Raw genomic sequence first — 3,653 nt, 5'->3', positions numbered from 1 at the left:
GGCTGATCACGTAGTGGTCATAGCTGCGCAGGTCGGGGCCGGACGCCAGCACAGCACCACCAGCAGAGGCCAGCAGTTCCCCACCGGGGAGTGGCGCCATTGTTCGCCGTGGCGGGCGAACAACTGCTGCCATGACACGACCTCCTCGATGTCGGATGGACAAAATTGGGGGTGGGCGAGGATGGGCGAGTGCGCCGGGTTTCGCGCGCAGGGCGGTAGCCGGGAGCGGGTAGCATCGAGTTCGGGAGAATCGGCAGGCGGGCCCGACATTCAGGAGGCCGGTCATGTCATCGCGTCACCCACCGCGGTCCCCGCGGATCGCTCGATCCCCGGAAGTCGCCGCGCGACTGGAACGCTCACGCGCCCGCAGCAAGCAACGCCGGGAACTGGCGCGCCAGCGCGAGCGCGCCATCCATGAAGCGGTCAAACGCTACCTCGCCTGTTGGGCAGCGATCACCGCGTGTGAAACCGCCCGAGATCGCGACGTCGCCGCGCTGCGCCAGCAGATCAGCGACCTCGAAGCGCGCGCCGCGAGCGAGATCGCCCGCTACCGCGCCGACCAGGCCGAGGCCGCAGCCGTCATCCGTGAGCGTGGTGGCTCCGAGGAGGACATCGCCGACCTGCTCGAGATCAGCCTGAAAGAAGTCCGGCAACTGCTCACCGCCGCACGCACCCACCCCAACCCCACCACACCGCAGCCACCATCACGGGCCGCCGCGTCGAGCGAACCGTCCCCGAGCGGCGACCCCGCCGCCGCGTCGGCCCGTCCACGCACACCACCGATCACCAGCACCGCCTCTCCCGGCGAGCCACCGGTGCCGCAGCATTCCGTGGACGGTGATGAGGGAAGGGGGTGATGTCCGCCAGCAGGCGGGGACAGCGGGCGCGGACGGGCGGGCGGCTAGGGCTGGTCGGCGGGCACCGCGTAGGTCAGATCGGTCGTCCACGGATAGCTGCCAGAGGCGTCGCCGACGGCTTGCACCACCGCTTTGGTCGGGTCGCCGTCGACGCCGAGTTCGATGATGCGGAACACGCTCATCCCGCCTGCGACCAGGTGGATCAGGGAGCCTTCCTCGAACTGCACACGCCCGAGCTTAGCGAACCACACCATTTGGTTGGTATTCGCTAGGAATACGCTGAGGGGTGTGTCCGTGCCTGCGCCGATGCTCGCGACAGCCGGTCGGCCGCCCGATACCCCGGGACGGTGGGCGATCGAGATGAAATGGGACGGCATGCGGGCGGTGTGCCGCCTCGCTGGTGGGCGGGTGGAGTTGTTCAGCCGCAACCGCAACAACGTCACTTCTCTGGGGGAGTCTCAGGCGTGATGCCTTGCTTTGAGAGAGTTTGTGCAGCTCAGTGACTTTCGCGCAGACGTTAGCAGATGGCGACAGGTGTGGTGCACGGTTTCGGCGCTGCGGCTGCTCGATCGGTGTCGAGGAACATCTTTGAGAAATCCGGCGCTTGAGTGTCATTTGCCACCTCCATGGGACCAGCACGTTGCCAGTTGTGGGACCACCGATAGCTGTGCAGAAGTGGAACGGGTTGTCGCTCTGGTGATTGGCGGATGCTGCGTGCTCGAACGCCCGCTCAGCTGCAGATTAGTGCGTTTGGTGTAATCCCGGCGAGTTCTGCAAACGAAGGGCGTCACCCCCCGACGGAGACGGGACCCTCAGGTCACCGTGCCGAAGCCGCCCCCGGGTATGGCCGTCGACCATGTTCGAGGGTTCACTGCCACTGCTGCTTCGACAGTCACCCCAAGGGGCATAATCACGGCCATCGACGACCTGCTTCGTCCCGTCGGGAACAACGTCCCCATGGTACGGATACTGTTCCGTCACCGCCGCCAGCAGGAACTCCAGGAAGCCGCCCTCGAACAGGTCCCACTCCCGCATCGAGTCGAACTTGGCGACGACCGGCCACCGGTCTGGGTCCGGGTCGCGCATCAGCCAGAAAAACTGGTCGGAGCACCAGTTGTTGCCCCACTTCAAAAGCCCGCCCTCGGCCGGGAACAGCGGATACGGGCACTCGTCGTAATCCCCGCCTTGGTAGGCCTGAGCCAGCATGGCGCAGTAGCCGTAGGGATCCGTCGTGTAATAGAGGAATCCCTCGAAGCCCAGCGGCTGCCCGGTCTTGGGGCTGGGCGCGGCCGAGGGCGCGAAGATGTGCAGCTCGTTGCGGATGCTCACCATCCCGTACCGGTCGATGAACGCCCGGTAGTCCGTGGGCAGTTGGAAACCGATCGCCTCGGGCCCGAGCTCCCACGGAACCGGGACCACTCCGCCCACAGGCGGCGGCCCGATCGCCGAGCCGAGCCGGTCCAGCATTTCCTCGATGTTCATGTCCGCTCCCATCAGCGGTCCATTCTCGCTGGAGGCCATCCATTTCCCAGAGTTGGAAGCCTGGAGTCAGGTCCCGCAGGCCCTGACGGTCGCTGGTCAGCTCGCTCATCGCCATTATGGGATATTCAGCCGCGGCCACCACGATCGGACCGCGCGGCAAATCTGGAACACGTTCCCGTAGCGGATCGCCTGCTTTCGGTGGTCCCATGACTGACAACGTGGTGGTCCCTCGACGGTGGCAAACGACACTTGAGGATCTTGATTCGGTGAACGGGGTTAGATGCTGGCCATTCCGGCCTCGGACTTACTGCATGTTTTCCAGGTGCGGGTGGTCGAAGGATGTGGGACAGATATAGATCTGCAGGTTGTAGTTGGGGGCCGATCGACACCATCGCCGGGTCATGCGGCTGGCGCAGCCCGACAGGTCCTGAAGAGGCTTGTCGATCTTCGAGAGGGATCCAGCTACCACTGCCCCCGTCCCATTCGCCAGAACTGATAGTGAGCAGCGGCTGATACTCGGCGTTGCAGATTTTGCAGTTCAGGGGAACAGAGTCGTTGCCGCTCCACGGAGCCCAACCACCGACTTTCCAACCGGGAGCGACGGAGTGCTCGTACTGGTAGTAGGCGTAGCCGGGGCTCATATCCTCCGGATCGTCCTCGGGAAATTGCCTGGCTCCCCAGTCGCGGAGGCGCTGCGCGAGCTCCTCTGGCAACTCGACTGGTTCGGGGTACTCGCTCACGACCTCGGGATGCAGGATGCAGGGCTCGGGAACGTAGCGGCCGTAGTGGTCGACATCGGCAGGCGCTGGCGGATCAGTGAGCAGCTCGTCGACGCCGCTGGAATCTCGCCAGACGAGATGGGCTGTGGGATGCCAATGTTCGTGATCCAGCGGGCACCACAGCACTTGCAGCAGGTCGGTTCCCTCGGGCCCGGACAGACCAGGTATGTCGCGCAGGTAGAGCTGAGCGACCGGGAGCAGCGCATTCGGCTCGATATGACCCGGATGTCCCGCTTCGAGTTCAGCGAGGTATGCCCGCTGTTCGGAGTCGAGGAAGGCGCCGCCGGAAGCGTTATGACGAAGCCAGGCCGCCTCCAGCAGTGCCCGGCTTCGCCGGACATCGTCAAGGGAGACAGGCAGGTCCCGGTGGTAGTGCTCTTTGCCGCAGACCGGCCATTGCTCATCAGCAGGCCACAACAGCGGCCCGCCGATGGAACTCTCACGAACAGTCGGCTCACCAGGACGGGGGTGCAAGCGGACTGCCCGACGCGCCAACGGAGCCAGCTCGGGGAACACCGACGCGATATCGACCGGC

General features: G+C 65.2%; 5 protein-coding genes. 3 read left to right on the top strand and 2 right to left on the bottom strand.

The window, feature by feature from the left end; genetic code table 11:
* The first annotated feature begins 284 nt into the window (after positions 1–284).
* Positions 285–857 carry a hypothetical protein gene (locus tag ON21_RS30635; protein ID WP_039803776.1) on the top strand — a complete coding sequence of 191 codons (573 nt, stop codon included), beginning with the start codon at positions 285–287 and terminating at the stop codon, positions 855–857.
* 44 nt (positions 858–901) lie between these two features.
* Here ON21_RS30635 and ON21_RS30630 read toward each other — a convergent pair whose 3' ends face one another.
* Positions 902–1,084, bottom strand: a complete 183-nt coding sequence (locus ON21_RS30630; RefSeq protein WP_157171037.1) for a hypothetical protein — start codon at positions 1,082–1,084, stop codon at positions 902–904.
* Positions 1,085–1,145: 61 nt separating this feature from the next.
* Here ON21_RS30630 and ON21_RS40685 point away from each other — a divergent pair, with 61 nt between their 5' ends.
* Entirely contained in the window at positions 1,146–1,325 is a 180-nt protein-coding gene (locus ON21_RS40685) for an ATP-dependent DNA ligase (protein ID WP_306307720.1), read from the top strand.
* 273 nt (positions 1,326–1,598) lie between these two features.
* On the opposite strand, the gene ON21_RS30625 is transcribed toward ON21_RS40685, so the two are convergent.
* Positions 1,599–2,339: a hypothetical protein gene (locus tag ON21_RS30625; RefSeq protein WP_157171036.1), complete on the bottom strand. Its 741-nt coding sequence runs from the start codon at positions 2,337–2,339 to the stop codon at positions 1,599–1,601.
* 605 nt (positions 2,340–2,944) lie between these two features.
* On the opposite strand from ON21_RS30625, the gene ON21_RS38820 reads away from it, so the two are divergent.
* Positions 2,945–3,653, top strand: a 709-nt coding sequence (locus tag ON21_RS38820) for a hypothetical protein (RefSeq protein WP_039803768.1), incomplete at its 3' end; no start/stop codon positions are given.

Source organism: Nocardia araoensis NBRC 100135 (assembly GCF_000308435.1).
In the GTDB taxonomy this organism is placed as follows: domain Bacteria; phylum Actinomycetota; class Actinomycetes; order Mycobacteriales; family Mycobacteriaceae; genus Nocardia; species Nocardia araoensis.
This window is presented reverse-complemented; position numbering and strand designations above follow the sequence as displayed.